18 protein-coding genes are annotated in these 17,212 nt (G+C 32.9%); 1 reads left to right on the forward strand and 17 read right to left on the reverse strand.

Going from position 1 to position 17,212, the window contains the following annotated elements; all coding sequences use genetic code 11:
• Positions 1–22 precede the first annotated feature (22 nt).
• From AAYQ05_RS01380 to rbfA, 3 genes are all read right to left on the reverse strand, one after another.
• Positions 23–1,450 (reverse strand): MATE family efflux transporter, encoded by a 1,428-nt coding sequence (locus AAYQ05_RS01380; RefSeq protein ID WP_343540656.1) that lies wholly within the window; start codon positions 1,448–1,450, stop codon positions 23–25.
• 172 nt (positions 1,451–1,622) lie between these two features.
• Positions 1,623–2,822, reverse strand: a complete 1,200-nt coding sequence (locus AAYQ05_RS01385; protein ID WP_343540657.1) for an ABC transporter permease — start codon at positions 2,820–2,822, stop codon at positions 1,623–1,625.
• Position 2,823: 1 nt separating this feature from the next.
• The gene (rbfA, locus tag AAYQ05_RS01390) at positions 2,824–3,216 is read right to left on the reverse strand and encodes a 30S ribosome-binding factor RbfA (protein ID WP_095930618.1); all 393 of its coding nucleotides are present in this window, start codon (positions 3,214–3,216) and stop codon (positions 2,824–2,826) included.
• 124 nt (positions 3,217–3,340) lie between these two features.
• On the opposite strand from rbfA, the gene AAYQ05_RS01395 reads away from it, so the two are divergent.
• A complete protein-coding gene (locus AAYQ05_RS01395; RefSeq protein WP_343540659.1) occupies positions 3,341–3,760 on the forward strand; it encodes a CBS domain-containing protein in 420 nt (139 codons plus the stop codon).
• A 29-nt stretch (positions 3,761–3,789) separates the two neighbouring features.
• Here AAYQ05_RS01395 and AAYQ05_RS01400 read toward each other — a convergent pair whose 3' ends face one another.
• The 14 genes from AAYQ05_RS01400 to AAYQ05_RS01465 all read right to left on the reverse strand — a co-directional run bounded on the left by AAYQ05_RS01400 (position 3,790) and on the right by AAYQ05_RS01465 (position 17,211).
• Positions 3,790–5,043 (reverse strand): murein hydrolase activator EnvC family protein, encoded by a 1,254-nt coding sequence (locus AAYQ05_RS01400; RefSeq protein WP_343540661.1) that lies wholly within the window; start codon positions 5,041–5,043, stop codon positions 3,790–3,792.
• Between the two features lie 24 nt (positions 5,044–5,067).
• Complete coding sequence (lolB1, locus tag AAYQ05_RS01405) at positions 5,068–5,847, reverse strand: lipoprotein insertase outer membrane protein LolB1 (protein ID WP_343540663.1); 780 nt, start codon at positions 5,845–5,847, stop codon at positions 5,068–5,070.
• A gap of 13 nt (positions 5,848–5,860) precedes the next feature.
• A complete protein-coding gene (locus AAYQ05_RS01410) occupies positions 5,861–7,213 on the reverse strand; it encodes a tetratricopeptide repeat protein (RefSeq protein ID WP_343540664.1) in 1,353 nt (450 codons plus the stop codon).
• Positions 7,214–7,261: 48 nt separating this feature from the next.
• Entirely contained in the window at positions 7,262–8,278 is a 1,017-nt protein-coding gene (locus AAYQ05_RS01415) for a sugar phosphate nucleotidyltransferase (protein ID WP_343540665.1), read from the reverse strand.
• 62 nt (positions 8,279–8,340) lie between these two features.
• A complete protein-coding gene (gene dut / locus AAYQ05_RS01420; protein WP_343540666.1) occupies positions 8,341–8,775 on the reverse strand; it encodes a dUTP diphosphatase in 435 nt (144 codons plus the stop codon).
• Positions 8,776–8,803: 28 nt separating this feature from the next.
• Positions 8,804–10,264, reverse strand: a complete 1,461-nt coding sequence (locus AAYQ05_RS01425) for a lipopolysaccharide biosynthesis protein (protein WP_343540667.1) — start codon at positions 10,262–10,264, stop codon at positions 8,804–8,806.
• Positions 10,265–10,359: 95 nt separating this feature from the next.
• Positions 10,360–10,806, reverse strand: coding sequence for a GNAT family N-acetyltransferase (locus AAYQ05_RS01430; protein WP_343540669.1), 447 nt, complete (start codon positions 10,804–10,806; stop codon positions 10,360–10,362).
• 790 nt (positions 10,807–11,596) lie between these two features.
• Positions 11,597–12,457, reverse strand: a complete 861-nt coding sequence (gene atpG / locus AAYQ05_RS01435) for an ATP synthase F1 subunit gamma (protein ID WP_343540670.1) — start codon at positions 12,455–12,457, stop codon at positions 11,597–11,599.
• Between the two features lie 90 nt (positions 12,458–12,547).
• Complete coding sequence (gene atpA / locus AAYQ05_RS01440; protein WP_177211486.1) at positions 12,548–14,125, reverse strand: F0F1 ATP synthase subunit alpha; 1,578 nt, start codon at positions 14,123–14,125, stop codon at positions 12,548–12,550.
• A gap of 38 nt (positions 14,126–14,163) precedes the next feature.
• Positions 14,164–14,697 carry an ATP synthase F1 subunit delta gene (gene atpH / locus AAYQ05_RS01445; protein WP_343540671.1) on the reverse strand — a complete coding sequence of 178 codons (534 nt, stop codon included), beginning with the start codon at positions 14,695–14,697 and terminating at the stop codon, positions 14,164–14,166.
• A 4-nt stretch (positions 14,698–14,701) separates the two neighbouring features.
• Positions 14,702–15,202: a F0F1 ATP synthase subunit B gene (locus tag AAYQ05_RS01450; protein WP_095930604.1), complete on the reverse strand. Its 501-nt coding sequence runs from the start codon at positions 15,200–15,202 to the stop codon at positions 14,702–14,704.
• A gap of 90 nt (positions 15,203–15,292) precedes the next feature.
• Positions 15,293–15,490, reverse strand: a complete 198-nt coding sequence (atpE, locus tag AAYQ05_RS01455; protein WP_008465835.1) for an ATP synthase F0 subunit C — start codon at positions 15,488–15,490, stop codon at positions 15,293–15,295.
• A 34-nt stretch (positions 15,491–15,524) separates the two neighbouring features.
• Positions 15,525–16,700, reverse strand: a complete 1,176-nt coding sequence (atpB, locus tag AAYQ05_RS01460; protein ID WP_343540677.1) for a F0F1 ATP synthase subunit A — start codon at positions 16,698–16,700, stop codon at positions 15,525–15,527.
• A 118-nt stretch (positions 16,701–16,818) separates the two neighbouring features.
• Positions 16,819–17,211 (reverse strand): hypothetical protein, encoded by a 393-nt coding sequence (locus AAYQ05_RS01465; RefSeq protein ID WP_343540678.1) that lies wholly within the window; start codon positions 17,209–17,211, stop codon positions 16,819–16,821.
• Position 17,212: the final 1 nt, after the last annotated feature.

Consider the following 17,212-nt stretch of genomic DNA (forward strand, 5'->3'; position numbering starts at 1 on the left):
TAATATTGAAGCAAAATTATTTTTAAACCTGCACTCTCTTCCATTTTCCTCTCTTATAGAAAACAATTCCAGTTAATGTAATTGCGGTTTCTGCAACTGGAATAGCAATAAAAACTCCTGTTGGCCCCATATTAAAATGCTTTGCTAATATATAAGCAAGCGGAATTTGGAATAGCCAAAATCCGAAAAAGTTAATTCCTGTTGGTGTCCAAGTATCTCCTGCTCCATTGAAAGTATTGATTAAAACCATTCCGATTCCGTAGAAAATAAATCCGATGCTCATAATCTGTAAAGCTTCAATTGCAATGGTTTTGACTTGCTGATCATTCGTGAAAAACGAAATAATATATTGTCCAAAAACTAATGTAATAATCATAATCGTAGCCATGAAAATCACATTGTATCGTGCAGTTGTATAAACTGATTTTTCGGCGCGTTCAATTTGTTTCGCTCCTAAGTTTTGCCCAACCAAAGTAGCTGCAGCATTACTCAATCCCCAAGCTGGAAGTATGAAAAACATCATAATTCTCAAAGCGGTTTGATATCCTGCAGAACCGTGATCGCCACCAGTTGTCGCTACTAATTGGGCTAAGAAAATCCAACTGCAAGAAGCGATTACAAATTGCAGAATTCCAGGCGCTGCAATTTTTACTAAAGCTCGTATTTGTTTAAAATCGGGAGCAAAATAAGGAATCTTAATTTTTAAAATGCCGTTTCCAAAAAACAAATGGTAGACTTGATACAAAACTCCAATACTTCTTCCGATAGTGGTTGCTAAAGCCGCGCCAACTAGTCCGAAAGCAGGAATTGGCCCGAAGCCATTAATTAAAATCGGACATAAAATAATATTACAAATATTAGCAATCCAAAGACTTTTCATAGCAATAGCGGCATTTCCTGCACCGCGGAAGATTCCGTTTATTAAGAACAAAAGCATAATACACAAACTAGAACCAATCATAATTTGAGTAAAACGGAAACCATGTTCGGCTGATTCTACAGAAGAACCCATTAAAATTAAAATATCTTTTGCGTATATAATTCCCAAAATGCTCATTATGCTATTGATTGCAAATGCAATTATAATGGCTTGCATTCCAGCTTTGGCTGCAGCGACAGGATCTTTTTCCCCAATTCTTCGTGCAACTACTGCGGTTGCGGCCATACTCATTCCGATTGCAAGAGAATAAATTACGGTCAGCACAGATTCGGTCAAACCAACGGTCTGAATAGCAAAACTGCTGTGTTCCAAATGTCCTACGAAATATAAATCGACCAGAGCAAAAACCGATTCCATCATCATTTCCAAAACCATTGGAATAGCCAATAGAATTACAGCTTTTTTTATACTTCCAGAAGTATAATCAAAAGATTCGTCGCCTTTTAAAGCTTGTTTTAGTGTGGTAAAAATTTTGGAAATAAAACTTTCCTTTATAGATGTTTCTGTCATGATATTTTAGGATAATAAGTGATAAAATGGTTCAGATTTATAAATCTGAACTGAAAAAGTAAAAACGTAAGTATCCTAATTATTCTAAAAAATAAAATAGGATTAGGCAGAAACAATCATACGCTGTAGATTTTCAAGGCAGTAAATATAAGTAATATTTCTAAAGAAGAAATTAATCGAGTAATTTTTTACTTACTCGACTGCTTGCAATTAATGATGCAACAAACCCTAATGAAATTATTGTAGCCATCACGATTAGAACATTTTCTACTGTAAAAACAACTGGATAAGCCAAAGTAGGCGTGATCATAATAAGTTCAAATTTCTGCTGCAAAATAACAAGGATTATCCCTAAAGCAAGTCCAATTAAACCTCCAAAAACACTTAATAAAGTTCCTTGTAATAGAAATATTTTTCGAAGATCACCAATATCTGATCCTAAATTGAAAAGGGTTTTAAGATTTCCTTTCTTTTCCAAAATCATCATAATCAATGCACCAATCAGATTAAAAAGCGCTACAATGATTACTAGGGTAAATATGAGGTAAACAGCAATGTTTTCAGTATTGAGCATTTTATACAAAGACTCATTTAACTGTGCTCTATTTTTTAAAGTGATTTTATTTTTAAAAATAGAATTTAGCTGTGTCTTTATTGCTTCTTCGTCTGCGTTTTCTTTTAATTTAAATTCTAATCCTGAGATTTGATTGTGCTTGTACATTAACAATTCCTGCACTAATCCTAAATCTGCAAATACATATTTTGAATCTAAATCTTCGCTGATAGAGTAAATTCCAACGGGTAGAACATCGGTTTTATTGAAAGCTTCATCTGGATTTTCGATTCCGCCTTTTCCTGGTTTGGGAGCAAAAACCTGTAAGGGATTTTCAAAATCTAAAATCCCCATGGAAAAATTTTGAGCTAAACCATACCCAATTACAACCTGATAACTATCTGGTTTCAGCCATTGACCATTAAAAAGTTTTTTCTTGATATCGTTGACAACTGGATATAAACTGTCAACTCCTTTCAAATACGTAACCTGCTGTTTGTCTTTGAACAAAAACAGCACACGCTCTTCTATAATTTTGGTGTACGAAGCAACACCATTGATTTTTTTAATCTGATTTTCTTGATCAGGTGTAAATGAAAAAGACTTTCCATAGGTACCTGTCAATTTTAAATCCGGATCAATTTCGTTTGTAAACGAAAGACTAAAAACTTTTAATCCGCTAAAAACAGACAAAACCACAAACAAAGCCATCGTTCCAACAATGATTCCCATGCTGGCAATACGATTGATGATATTGATAGCATTGTTTTTACTGCTGCTAAAAATATAACGTTTGGCTATGTATAAGGGGAAATTCAAATTATGATTTTCTTCTTTTTTCTAAAAGATCTCTGTTTTCAATTGGGTTTTCTTTTCCTGCAAGTGCATTGTCGATTTTCTCGATATAATCTAATGAGTCGTCTATGAAGAATACTAAATTCGGAACACGGCGCAATTGCAAACGAACACGCTGCGATAAATCATGCTTGATTAATGTAGTATTGGTTTTAATTGCTTCTAATGTTTCTTTGGCTTTTTCTTGGGGAAAAATACTTAGATAAACTGTTGCCACAGACAAATCTGTAGTGACACTTACTTTGGATACAGAAATTACCAAGTTTGTAATTCCATTTTTTCTCACTTCACCTTGCAAGATGTCAACCAGATCTTTCTGAATAACACCGCCTATTTTTTTCTGTCTATTTGTTTCCATACTGCAAAAATACTAAAATTTAGTCGTATTACATGTTCTTTTAATTGTTTTAAAAGCTGATAAAGATCATAGCGTTTGAGAGAATTATTCTACATATTTGATATAAATATAAAACTAATCTATCATGAAAAAAAGAGAACCAATTAGTCATATTATGACTAAAACCGTAGTGACTGCAAACGAAAAAGATGATCTTAAAACAGTGGTCGAAAAATTAAAAGCAAATACGATTCGCCACATTCCGATTGTAAGAGGCAAAGAAGTAATTGGAATTATCAGTCGAACAGATATTAACCGATTGACTTTCGGAGCTTTGTTTGAAGGTCAGGACAATGCAGATGAAGCTATACTAGAAATGCTGACTGTTCCTCAGGTAATGACTTCGAAGCCAAAAACAGTTTCGTCTGATACCATAATCAGGGACTTAGCAGAAATTTTTGTGAAAGAAGATTTTCATGCTCTTCCTGTTGTTGACAATGGAGAACTTAAAGGAATTGTAACCACAACAGATGTTGTGAGGTACTTCTTAGAACAATATGATTAAAAAAAGGGAGCTAATGCTCCCTTAAATTTTTATCTGCTTTGCAACCATCCTTCCGGATTATTGTTTGATGTGTTTTGAAGAATCAAGAATTTTATAATAGTTTTTCCTGTATCTCCACTTGTTCTAACTCTTCCGATAGTCTGTTTAGTTGTCACTTTATCTCCCTGACTTACCGAAACCGAACTTAAGTTTTGATATACTGTAAAGTAATCTCCATGCTGAATTACAACTGCTTTATTTACTGGTGATAATACAATAACCTTAGAAACTTCTCCCGCAAATACCGCTCTAGCACTTGCACCATCTTCTGTGGTAATTTCAACTCCAGAGTTATGAACTGTAATTGACGGATGCAATGGGTGTGGCTGATCTCCATAACCAAGAGAAATAAATCCTTTTTCTACTGGCCAAGGCAATCTTCCTCTATTTGCTTTAAAGTCAGCAGCTAGAATTTTATCTTCTGGTGTCAAAGCAATTTTAGAAGAAGAAACTGGTGCTTTTGCTTCACTAGAACCTGGATTTGCTTTTGCTCTTTCTGCAGCCGCTTTTCTATTGGCTTCTGCAATAGCTTCACGAATTAAACGGTCAATTTGTTTGTCAATACGTTTAGATTCGTTTTGTTTTGATCGAATATCGGCAGCAATTTTATTTTTATCTTTTTTAAGAGCATTAACCAATTTTTGCTGCTCTTTTTTCTCTGCTTCCAGAGTAACTTTCTCTTTTTGGTTTTCAGCAATTATCTTCTTTTTTACCTGTCTTTGTCCGTCAAGTTTTGCATTAAAATCAACTAATTGTGCTGTTTTTGACTGAATTTCAAGACCTTGATTTTTTCTAAAAGTGGTATATTGCTTTAAATATTGTGCTCTTTTGTAGGCTTGCAAAAAACTTTCAGAAGATAAAATGAACATCGCTCGGCTTTGCTCAGAACGGCTTTTGTACGATTTTAAAATCATTTCAGCATAATCTTCCTTTAGGACTTTTAGTTCTTTCTTAAGTTTATTTACCTGAACTTGATTAATATACATATCATTACTAATCAGTTTTTCCTGTTTTGCTGTAGTATTAATTAATTTCTCTTTTAGCTTAATTTTATTTGCCTGAATTAAATATTCACTCACAGCAGATTTCTCTTTTTTTCGAACAGACTGTAACATCTTTTCGTTATCTCTGATTTCCTGCTGAATTTGAGCTTTACGCTGCTCTAGTTTTTCTTGCTGCGAATCCTGCGCCCATACAAATGTAGTGGCACAAACTAAAACTAGACTTAGAAGAAATTTTGGCATGTTTATGTTTTTATTTTTGCAAATTTACTTAATTGTAACTTTTTTATAACCGCTAGGAACACTATACGGAAAAGAAAGTTCTTCATTAAATGAAATATTGTTGTAATTCAAATTAATACTTGTTTTGCCTTTTGGCTGCACCGCATTGATTTCTATACTTGTCGGTAATATTCCTTGATCAAAATTTTTAGTGTCTGAGTAGGCGATTTGTAATGTTCTATTTTCAGACGGTTGCGAAATCTCTTCCTTCTGAATTAAATATTTCTCTCCATCTAAGAAAAAAGTCTTTTTTAAATTGGCGTCTTTTTCTTCGTCAAGTCTAAATAGATTATCTACAATTGTCTGTGTATATTTTCCTTTTCTTAAATCATCAAAAGCTTCTCCAACCAATAAATTTTGAACTTTAGAATAATCTAAATCTGTTCCAAGCCATTTGCTTAAACTTGTAAAATCTCCTTCGTAATAAGTCCCATTCATTTTTTCATAATAACTTACTGCAGAAGGTGTTATTAAAGCTTTCGCCATTGTAATTCCTAAGAAACGTACGCTTATTAAAATCTGTTTGTCTTTTTCGATTCTAATTTCGGCAGTAACATTTTGGCTTTGTTTTTCATCAGCATATCTCGCGCTCGCTTTTATGTACAAAGTCGAAAAATCCAACTTGTTGTCGTAATGTTTTTCGATTACTTTTTTGTCTTCTTTCTCTACAATTGTCTGGCTTGTATTTCCTTGCACTGCTACTGCTTTCGATTTACATGAAATTACAGCAATAGACAATACTAGTATTGATATATATTTTTTCATCTGAATTCTCTTTTTATTTTTTCTTTTTTAATACTTCATTTGCCTTCAAAAAGTATTCCTCTTTTTTCTTTGCATCTCCCAATCCATTGTATGCCTCTCCTAATTGAATATTAAAATTTGATTCTAATTTTACGTCATCCACTACATAATCAAGACCCATTTCTAAGACAGTTTTTGCATTTTTAAATTGTTTCTGCTGATTGCTCCCTAAACCAGCATAGTAGTAAAACTGAGCCTGACTCGGATAAACTTCAATCAGCATCATGGCTCTTTTGGTCATTGGCTCGTATTGTTTTGCCTGCACATACGCTTCCAGCAATAACATATTGGTCCCAAGATTGGTATCTGAATTTGCCTTTAAATCTTTTTCATAATATTTAATGGCATTTTCAAATTGTCCTTTACTATGATAAAATTTTCCAATTTCTTTGGCAACGTCAACATCTTTGTCATTATCAAAATAAGAAATGGCTTTTTCTAAATCGGGAGAGTACTGTGGATTTTTATTTACATAAATCAAAAATTCATTCAAAGTTCTATGTTTGATTTTTGAATCGATTTTTGAACTCGCTAAAATCACATTCATCGATTTTATAGCTTTATCTGCCTGATTGGCATCCAAGTAAGTTTTAAACAAACTCACTTGCCCCCATTCTGAATTTGGAATTTCTTTAGCCAGCTGTTTTGCTACTTCAAGTGATTTCTCATTTTCATTATTCTTTGAATATAAGAGAATGAGGTTCAAATAATTTGATTCTTCCTTTGGATCTTTTTTGATTTGCTCAATCAAATTATCAATTTCTGCATTCTGATATTTTCCTTGCGATAAAATCTGAGCTTTATAAATTTCGCGATCAGACGATTTTCCGAACTTATCGTTCATTTCATTAATCGCAATTAATGCTTTGTCATACTGATTGGTAATCATGTACAACGAAATCAAATCGTCTTTGTACTCTTCGTCAAAAACAATTATTTTTTGAATAATCTCAATTGCAAGAGGATAATTTTTTGTCTCGTAACTTACATCGTAAATTCCAAGCCAAAACCATTTGTTTTTTGGATCAAGCTGTGTGGCTTTTTCAAAAGCTGTCTGTGCATTTTGATATTCTTTAAGCGCAAAATAGTTTTTTCCTAATTCAAAATAAGCAACTGCATCATTGGGTTTAAGTTTAATACATTTCTCCAATGATACAATCGCTTTATCATAATTTTCAATTCCTTTTTGTTTTAACGATTCATAAAATGAGTTTTGATATTCGTCTGTTGCCATAGCAATATCTTCGGGTTCTGTCTGAGCAAAAACCGAAAATGATGTGCTGAATAAAGCAAAAACCAATATTGTAAAAACTCCTTTTTTAATCATTTCTAAAAATTACATTTTAAACAAAACGAAACTTTGCTAATTTTTATTTTATTCTAAAACAGCGTAATCTCCAATGCTGATACTGGTAAATTTACCGTCGTAACTTACATGGTTTCCGATCATTGCATTATCTAAAGCAGCATTTTTAATTTGAGAATAAGTCTGAATCAAACTATTTTTGATTGTACTATCTGTAACGTGGCATCCATTTCCAAGAGAAACGTTTGGTCCGATTGTCGTATTTTTCAAAACCACATTTTGTCCAATATAGCAAGGAGGAATAATAGTTGAATTTTCTAACGTCACACCATAATCTACTAAATGTTCTCCATCATTATGAAGAAAACCAAGCATTCTTGTATTGGTTTCAACCGTAACATCTTTGTTACCGCAATCCATCCACTCGTCTACACTTCCAGTTTTGAAAACTTTTCCGTTTGCCATCATCGCTTTGATACCATCATTAATCTGGTATTCTCCGCCATTCTGAATATTATTATCTAAAACATTTTGAAGTTCATTTCTTAAAATTCCAACTTCTTTAAAGTAATAAATTCCGATAACAGCTAAGTCACTAACAAACTCTTTAGGTTTCTCAACCAACTCTATAATTTCATTATTCTGGTTCAGTTTTACCACACCAAAAGCTTCTGGCTGCTCTACTTGTTTCACCCAAATTACAGCATCTGCTTCTGGATCTAATTCGAAATCTGCTCTAATTAAAGTATCTGCGTAAGCAATTACAGCAGGTCCAGAAAGAGAATCTTTCGCACACATTATAGCGTGTCCAGTTCCTAAAGGCTGATCTTGACGATAGATTGAAGCTTTAGCTCCTAATCCTTTAGCCAATTCTTCTAAACTTGCTACAACATCATCTCCAAAGAACGCTTCGTCTCCTAAAATAAAGGCAACTTCTTCAATTGGTTCTTTTAATATTTTGGCAATATCTTCAACTAAACGGTGTACAATCGATTTTCCGGCAACTGGAATTAACGGTTTCGGAACAGTTAATGTATGAGGCCTTAATCTTGATCCGCGGCCTGCCATTGGCACAATTATTTTCATTCTTTAATTTGATTTTATGAGAAGATTTAAAATCTTCATAGGGTTTGGTCTTTGTTTTTCTATTATTTTACTCCAGTGCTTCCAAAGCCTCCTTCACCTCTTGATGTTTCAGTAAGTGTTTCAACTTCAATCCATTCAGCTCTTTCGTGTTTTGCAATAATCAGCTGTGCAATTCGCTCTCCATTTTCGATTATAAAATCGTCATTAGATAAATTTACTAAAATTACTCCGATTTCTCCTCTGTAATCTGCATCAACAGTTCCTGGCGAATTCAAAACTGTTACTCCTTTTTTAGCGGCCAGACCACTTCTTGGTCTTACTTGCGCTTCGTAACCAATTGGCAATTCAATAAAAAGTCCTGTTTTTACAATTGTTCTTTCTAAAGGCTTTAACGTAATTGGTTCTATAATATTGGCACGCAGATCCATTCCTGCAGAAGCAATTGTTTCGTAGTTTGGTAAATCGTGCTGTGATTTATTGATAATTTGAATTTTCATTTTTAAATATAAATTTTCTTAAAACGTCTTATTTTCTCCTCATTATTCCTTTTATAGTATCTTTTTCAAAATGATAAACCATATACATAAAGATTAAAAGAAGCGGAATTCCAACATAATATTTTTCCCTAAATCCGTAAAATGAAATAATTGAAAATACTATGGAAACGCCTAAATAAGCACCAATCTTGTTCATGTCATAAGGAATCGGATAGTACTTATTTCCTAAAACATAAGAAATAAGCATCATGCTACCGTAAGCAGAAATGGTTGCAATTGCAGAACCATAATAGCTGTACTTCGGAATTAAAAGATAATTTAAAATCAAGGTTACAATTGCACCAACAATAGAAATGTAAGCCCCAATTTTTGTTTTGTCAGTAAGTTTATACCAGACTGATAAGTTGTTGTAAATTCCTAAAAAGAAATTTGCCAAAATAATTAATGGCACAACTTTCATAGCTTCCCAATACGATTTGTTGTCTAATAATAGGTATTTTAAAACATCTGCAAAAACAATTACACCTAATAAAATCAACGATCCTAAAATCACGAAATATTTGGTAATAACAGCATAAGTCTGCGGTGCGTTTTCATTTTTTGCATGACTAAAAAAGAATGGCTCAATTCCTAATCTAAAAGCTGTTGCAAAAAGAACCATAAACAATCCTAATTTATAACAAGCAGAATAAGCTCCAACTTCAGATTTTGCTAAATTTTCTGGAAGCAAATATCCTAATAGAATTTTATCAAAATGTTCATTTACGGCAAAAGCCAATCCAGCTACCAAAATAGGAAGTCCGTATTTCATCATTTTCTTCCAAAGTACAGGATCGAATTTTCGTCCAAGCGAAAGGTAGTTTGGAGAAAGTACAATAAAGGTTGCCAAACTTGCCAAAAGGTTTGCGATGAAAATATAAGCAATCTGGAAGTTTTGAACATATAAATTATCCCAAATAGAATTTGGATTTGCTTCTGCCAATTTTGGAAGATACATCAGGAAAAATATATTCAGCAATAAGTTTATCACTACGTTTCCAATCTTAATTGCCGCATAAACCATAGGCCTCTGATTGGCTCTAAGTTTAGAAAATGGTATTAAAACCAGTGCATCTAAAACTAAAATCCATACTGTGTAAGTAATGTATTGAACATCTACTTCTGCTAGATTCGCTAGTGTATTCCTAAAAATTAATCCAGCGAAAAGAAAAAGTATTGAAGTCCAAAATATAGAAATGGTAGAAGTTGCGATTACATTTTTCTTATCCTCTTCGGCACTGTAAAATCTAAAAAAAGCAGTCTCCATTCCGTAAGAAAGAACCACGTTAAAGAAAACCATCCAAGACAATACGATTGAAACTTCACCATACTCAGCTGTAGGCAAAATTCCTGTATATAATCTCACTAATAAAAAACTTAGCATTCTCGGTAAAACTGTTGCCAGTCCGTAAATTGCAGTTTGCTTGAATAGATTTTTATATAATCCCAAAATATAATTCTAATAATGTTTGTAAGACAAAAATAACCATTTCTTTTGTTTAATGGAGATTTTGTTGTTGCAATAAAAAAAACTTCTAATTGTTTTTAAACCGTTAATTTCTTTTCATCTAAAATTTTGACAAAATGAAATCCCTTTGGAGCATAACCTTGATTATAATAAAATCGATGCGCTCCAAAATTTCCTGTAAACGCATCCAAAACAATGCTGCTGCAATTTAGTTGTATTGCCTTTTTCTCTACATAATCTGTAAGCAATTTTCCAATTCCTTTAGATCGATATTCTGGATTAACGACAAAATTGTCAATCTCAAGATATTTACCTGTCCAAAGTTTTGTTGCCGACCAACAGCCAGTCAGACCAAGACAAATCTCATCTTCAAATACCGCAATCTGAATGTAATTATGCGGAAGCATTTCGAAAAGAAATGCTTTATATTTTTCAAGAGATATATTTGGATATAAAAATCGTATCGTATTTATCTGAGCTGCCATTTCTTCAATGGTTGTAAGCTCTTGTATATGTAAAGCCATTGTTTAAAAGTGAAATAGAATTCAAAAATACTCAAAATATAATCATGAAAGAATCTGTATCGATTACATATTCATATCTTCCATATGTATTTAACTAATTTAACGGTCGTTAATTATAACTACGCAAAATAAATTCAGATTTTATACGTTTTAAACATAAACACTTGCTTTAACAACTTCTTGATGACAGACTAAAACTGAGGAATGTCTGGGCAAAACTACAGAAACAGCAGTAATGTTTCACTAAATTACTTACCTACAGATAATTATACGATTTTTTAACATAACATGTGAAATATATAAAATACACATGAAAATTATGTAACATTTTTTTAACAGTCTTTTTTTAAATTTGTTTCAAAGGGATTGGGAAAGCTATATACAACCCTTCAAAAAAAGAAAGCACTGGGACTAATAAAGCTTGTTTGTTCCCATAAAAGACAAAGCATAAGGGATTGATTCAGCTGTAGTAACCCTAATAAAAACAGAGCACTGGGACTAATAAAGCTTGTTTGTTCCCATAAAAGACAAAGCACAAGGGATTGATTCTGCTGTATTGTAACCCTTAAAAAAACAGAGCATTGGGATTAATAAAGCTAGTTTGTTCCCATGAAAGACAAAGCACGCAGAGTTATCTGTCTATTTTTATAAAATGGTAGTGATTCTCAATTTAACTGTAATTTGAGAATCACCATTTTATAAAAGTTATTTTTAAAAAAGAATAAAACTTCCAATAAAAAGAAAAGCCAGCGTTAGCTGGCTCTTCTTTTATATAGTAATGGAATTACGATTATCCATTTAAAGCTTCTGCTCCACCAACAATTTCCAAAATCTCACTTGTAATCGCAGCCTGACGAGCTTTGTTATAAGTTAATTTCAATTGGTTTCTTAATTCAGTTGCGTTATCTGTTGCTTTGTGCATTGCAGTCATACGTGCTCCATGCTCAGAAGCAAATGAATCACGGATTCCTTTATACAATTGTGTTTTTAAAGACTTAGGTATTAAAGTCAACACAATTTCTTCTTTTCCTGGTTCAAAAATGTAATCTCCAGAAGAAGCTGCTACACCAGTACTAATAGGAGCTAACGGTAAAAACTGTTCTACTTGAACAATTTGAGTTGCAGCATTTTTAAACTGATTGTAAACTAACTCAATTCTATCGTATTCTCCAGTTAAAAACTTTTGCGTCAAATCATCAGCAATTCCAGCAACATTTTCAAAAGTCAAATGATCAAAAATTGCATTATGATGACCGTGAACTTTATGAGTTTTGCTTAAAGCGTCGTTTCCTTTTTTACCAATAGCAAAAACATCAACTTGCTTTCCAGCATAAAAATCAGTACGGTTTTTAATCTCTTTAATAATATTTGAATTGAAAGCACCACATAAACCTCTATTTGAAGTTATAGCTACTAACAATACTTTCTTTACTTCACGTTGTGTAGTGTAATCTCCTCCTACTTCACCTTCAAGTGTAGCCGAAAGATCTTGCAATAACTCCGTTAATTTCTCGGCATAAGGACGCATTGCAGTGATTGCATCTTGTGCTTTCTTCAGCTTTGCAGCAGAAACCATTTTCATAGCCGATGTAATCTGCATCGTCGATGAAACGGAAGTAATTCTATTACGGATTTCCTTTAAATTTGCCATCTATTAATTAGAAAATGTGACAATTTTAAAATTAGATAATTAGAATAATGATGAAACATTTTCTAATTATCTAATTTACCAATTATCTAATTAGTTATATTTTGCTGAAATTTCTTTTGCTGCTTTTTCGATAACGTCTGTAATAGCATCATCTAATTTACCAGCTTTCAACGCGTTAAGCGTATCTTTATGTTTACTATTTAAGTAAGCGATAAAATCAGCTTCAAATTCTTTTACTTTATTTACAGGAACGTTTCTTAATAAGTTTTTAGATCCAGCGTAAATAATTGCAACTTGGTTTTCAACAGGATAAGGATCATTTAAACCTTGTTTCAAGATTTCAACGTTTCTTTTTCCTTTTTCAATTACGTTTAAAGTAACAGAATCCAAGTCAGAACCAAATTTAGCGAAAGCTTCTAATTCACGGAATTGAGCTTGGTCTAATTTTAAAGTTCCAGAAACTTTTTTCATTGATTTAATTTGAGCATTACCTCCAACACGAGATACAGAGATACCTACGTTAATAGCAGGACGAACCCCAGAGTTGAACAAATCTCCATCAAGGAAAATCTGACCATCTGTAATAGAGATTACGTTTGTTGGGATATATGCAGAAACGTCACCAGCTTGAGTTTCGATAATTGGTAAAGCAGTTAAAGAACCACCACCTTTTACGATAGATTTGATAGAATCTGGTAAATCGTTCATGTTTTTAGCGATACCATCATCAGCGATTACTTTACAAGCACGCTCTAATAAACGAGAGTGTAAGTAGAAAACGTCTCCAGGGTAAGCCTCACGTCCCGGTGGTCTTCTTAATAAAAGAGAAACCTCACGGTAAGCAACAGCTTGTTTAGACAAGTCATCATAAACAATAAGAGCTGGACGACCAGAATCTCTGAAGTACTCTCCAATTGCTGCACCAGCGAATGGAGCATAAACTTGCATTGGAGCTGGGTCAGAAGCATTAGCAGCAACGATAACTGTATAAGCCATTGCTCCTTTTTCTTCTAACATTTTTGCGATTCCTGCTACAGTTGAAGCTTTTTGTCCAATTGCAACATATATACAGAATACAGGTTTTCCTGCATCGTAAAATTCTTTTTGATTTAAGATTGTATCGATACAAACAGTAGATTTTCCTGTTTGACGGTCACCGATTACAAGCTCACGCTGTCCACGACCAACTGGGATCATAGCATCAACTGCTTTTACTCCTGTTTGTAATGGCTCAGTTACTGGCTGACGGAAGATAACACCAGGTGCTTTTCTTTCCAATGGCATTTCATATAAGTCTCCACCGATTGGTCCTTTTCCATCAATTGGAAAACCAAGCGTGTTAACAACACGTCCTACCATTTGCTCACCTACTTTAAGAGAAGCAATACGTTGAGTTCTTTTTGCAGTAGATCCTTCTTTAAGTCCAGTTGATGGTCCTAACAATACAACCCCAACATTATCCTCTTCAAGATTCAATACGATACCTTCCATACCGTTATCAAATTCCACTAACTCTCCATATTGTACATTAGACAGCCCGTAAACACGAGCAATACCGTCTCCAACTTGAAGTACTGTTCCTACTTCCTCTAGCGTAGCACCAGATTCAAAACCTTCTACTTGCTTTCTTAATATTGCTGAAATTTCAGCAGGTTTGATTTCCGCCATCTTAATTTATAATTTAGACACTTTTTGTGTTATAAAAACTAATTACTTAACTCTCTTTTTAATACTTGTAATCTGTTTGCAACAGAAGCGTTGTATTGATTATCTCCTATTCTCAGAATAAATCCACCAATGATTGAAGGATCTACTATATTTTCAATTGTAATTTTTTTATCTGATAAAGTTGCAACTTTTGCTAAAACTTTAGCTTCTAAAGCCGCATCCATTGGAATCGCTGTTGTAACTTTCGCTACTTCAACACCATTATTTTCATCAAATAACTTATTGTATTCTAGTGCAATTGCATCTAGAATTTCAAATCTTTTGTTTTCGAATAATAAACGGAATAATCCTTTTGTTACTCCATTTGCATCTGCAAAAACTTCTAAAAGAGCACCTTCTTTAACTTCAACTTTTGTTGTTGGGTTTTGAATAAATGTACTCAATTCTTCATTAGTCCCAATTGCATGTGCAATTGATTTCATATCGTTATTGACAACTTCGGCAACACCTTTAGAGTTTGCTAAGTCTAGAATTGCTTTTGCATAACGAATTGCTGCTCTTGTACTTGCCATAATCTTAGTTTAACTTTACGTCACCTAACAATTTCTCTACCAATTTAGTTTGAGATTCTTTGTTAGATAATTCTTCTTTCAATAATTTTTCAGCAATACTCAAAGATAGAGTTGAAACTTGAGATTTCAATTCTGCCATTGCAGCATTCTTTTCACTTTCGATAGCAGCTTTTGCTTGATCAATCATTTTTTGACCAGCTTCTTGAGCTTCGTTTTTAGAATCAGCAATCATTTTCTCTTTCATTTCGCGAGCTTCTTTCAACATCGCGTCACGTTCAGCACGAGCTTCATTCAAAATTCTTTGATTGTCAGCTTGTAAATTTTCCATTTCTCTCTTTGCATTTTCAGCAGAAAGTAATGCATTTTTAATACCTTCTTCTCTTGCAGTAATAGACTCCATAATTGGTTTCCAAGCAAATTTTACCAAAAGTAAAATTAATATTACCAAGATTAAAGCTTGCCAGAAGAATAATCCGAATGAAAAATCGTTAATTAACTTATCCATTTTATATAACTATATTAAATATTTAATTTCTGTTTTTAAAGTAACAACATCTTTAACCAACCGTTAAAGATGCTGTTATTTTTTTCTTTATTATTTTCCTAAGATTAAAGCAGCGAATGCTAAACCTTCTAATAAAGCAGCGATAATGATCATCGCAGTTTGGATTTTACCAGCAGCTTCTGGCTGACGAGCAATAGCGTCCATAGCAGATCCACCGATTTTACCTAAACCTAAACCTGCACCGATTACTACTAAACCAGCACCTACTAAAGTTGGAATTGTTCCCATAAGTATTTATATATATAAAATTAAACTTCTAAAATTAAATAATCGCTGTTTCGTCTTCATGGTGGTGAGCGTGATCATGATCCTGAACAGCCATACCAATAAACAATGATGATAACATTGTGAAGATAAACGCTTGTAAAAATGCAACTAGAATTTCAATAACAGAGATAAACAATGTCAATCCTAATGAGATTGGCAAATCTGCTGCTAAATTCTTTCCAACAAAAATCATTGCAATCAAACTCATAATTACTACGTGACCTGCAGTAATATTTGCGTACAAACGAATTAATAATGCGAATGGTTTTGTTAATGTTCCTAAAATCTCAATTGGAGCTAAGATAATTTTCATTGGAACTGGTACTCCTGGCATCCAGAAGATGTGTCCCCAATAATCTTTGTTTGCACTAAATTGAGTAATAATAAATGTAAAGGCTGCTAAACAAACTGTAATAGCAATGTTTCCTGTTACGTTGATTCCTAGCGGAGTCATTCCTAATAAGTTTAAGATCCAAACAAAGAAAAATACAGTTAATAGGTAACCCATATATTTACGGTATTTTTTCTCTCCAATATTTGGAACAGCAATTTCGTCTCTGATGAAAATTACTAATGGTTCTAAAACTCTACCAAATCCTGTTGGGATTGGTCCTTTTTTATATGATTTTGCTAATCCAGTAAACATTAATAATAATAATACTGATACGAAAAGCATTGAAACAACATTTTTAGTAATTGAAAAATCTAATGGTTTTTCATTTTCTGGATGACCGTGCTCATTAAAAGTAATTGTTCCGGCTGCATCTGTTTTGTAAATTTTACCGTGAACTAATTTGTAGAAGTTTCCGTCAACTTCTGCAACTGTTTCTCCGAAGTGGAATTTTGAAGAAGAGAAAACTTTTAAACCACCATCAATTAAAATAACTGGTAATGGAAAACCGTAGTGTTTGTTTTCTTTCTCATCTTGGAAGAAAACAAAGTCATGAGAATCTTGTAAGTGGTGATCAATAAATGCATCCACTTTTGCCTTTGGATCAAGAGCAACATGCTCTCCTTCTTCGTGAGCATTATGTGAAACTACTTTCTCTTCATGAGCAGTTTCAGTTTGTACATGCGTCGAGTCATTCTCTGGATTTGCAAAACCCATAATCGGTAGAGAAGCTACAAAAGCAGCAAGAATAAAGCTGAGTGGTTTGTTTGAAATCACCATATCTTGGAAAATCTTATTTTTTTACGTTTCTAAAATTTGGTGCAAAGGTACATTTTTTATTAATATTCAAAAGGATATGAAAAATTATTTTTAAACCTTGTTTTAAAGAATTGTTATTTTAAGGCTTTTCATTTAATAATCGGATAGTTAAAAGCGTCTGAAATAACAAAAACAGCACAAATGTTATAAAAAAACTGACTTTTTCAACATTGGTTTCTCCAATTTGATTTTTTAAAATTGGCTGCAAAACTAAATAGGCTAATAACATTTGTGTAAAAGTTCCGAAAAGAAACGTCATTCCGACGATTTCAAAATTTTTCTTTTTTACTATTAACAATATAAAGTATAATAAAGATGAGATCGCAAAGAAAGATAAATACAGCAATTCTAAACTGTAATGAAAATGCTGCGTATTAATTTCACTAAATAAAAAAACAGCTTTATGGATAATATAAGTTCCTAAAGCAAGACATAATAAGTAAAAAAGTGGTTTGTAATTTTTTGAAAGCATT

Origin of the sequence: Flavobacterium movens, assembly GCF_039581425.1 — a bacterium.
Lineage (GTDB): Bacteria > Bacteroidota > Bacteroidia > Flavobacteriales > Flavobacteriaceae > Flavobacterium > Flavobacterium luteolum.